The organism is Collinsella sp. AM40-7AC (genome assembly GCF_003468125.1).
GTDB classification, from domain to species: Bacteria; Actinomycetota; Coriobacteriia; order Coriobacteriales; family Coriobacteriaceae; genus Collinsella; species Collinsella aerofaciens_O.
Window position 1 is genome coordinate 1 of record NZ_QSGK01000027.1, and the last position, 1,015, is coordinate 1,015.

Annotated in this window: 1 protein-coding gene; it reads left to right on the forward strand. The window is 66.9% G+C overall.

Annotation, left to right across the window (positions count from 1 at the left end):
- A partial coding sequence (gene arcC / locus DW892_RS10265) for a carbamate kinase (RefSeq protein WP_070097146.1) occupies positions 1 to 945 on the forward strand: 945 nt, incomplete at its 5' end.
- Positions 946 to 1,015 lie beyond the last annotated feature (70 nt).

Sequence of the window (1,015 nt, forward strand, 5' to 3'; positions counted from 1 at the left end):
AAGCCCGATCGCATCGTCGTCGCCCTCGGCGGCAACGCCCTCGGCAACAACCCCGTCGAGCAGATCGAGGCCGTGAGCAACACCGCCCACGCTCTCCTCGGTCTCATCGAGCAGGGCAACGAGATCATCATCACCCACGGCAACGGCCCGCAGGTCGGCATGATCCAGAACGCCTTCGCCGCCGCCCACGACGCCATCGGCACCCCCGAGATGCCGCTGCCCGAGTGCGGCGCCATGTCCCAGGGCTACATCGGCTACCACCTGCAGCAGGGCATCGGCCGCGAGATGCACAAGCGCTACAAGCGTTGGCACGCCGCCACCGTCGTCACCCAGATCGAGTGCGATCCCGACGATCCCGCGTTCAAGAACCCGACCAAGCCGATCGGCCCCTTCTACACCGAGGAGCAGGCCAAGGAGTTCATGGCCGAGGATCCCTCCAAGGTCTTCGTCGAGGATTCCGGCCGCGGCTGGCGTCGCGTCGTCGCCTCCCCCGATCCCAAGAAGATCGTCGAGGCCGACTCCATCCTCAACCTGCTCGACAACGAGTTCATCGTCATCGCCTGCGGTGGCGGCGGCATCCCCGTCGTCCGCGACTACGAGAACAAGGGCTGCTACAAGGGCGTTCCCGCCGTCATCGACAAGGACCTGGGCGGCGAGCTGCTGGCCGAGGACTGCGACGCCGACGTCCTGTTCCTGCTGACCGCCGTCGAGCACGTCGCCATCAACTTTGGCAAGCCCAACCAGGAGGAGCTCGAGGACCTCACCGCCGACGAGGCCGAGCGTCTGGCCGACGAGGGTCAGTTCGGCAAGGGCTCCATGGAGCCCAAGGTCCGCGCCGCCATCAAGTTCGCCCGCTCCCGCAAGGGCCGCACCTGCATCATCGGCGCCCTGGACAAGGCCGCCGAGACCATGGCCGGCCTCTCCGGTACCCGCATCCACGAGTAGTCCCTACTCCGTTGCCTCTCCCGTGGGCGCCAGGCAAAGCGCCCACAAACTAGCCTCTCTTCATGAGCCC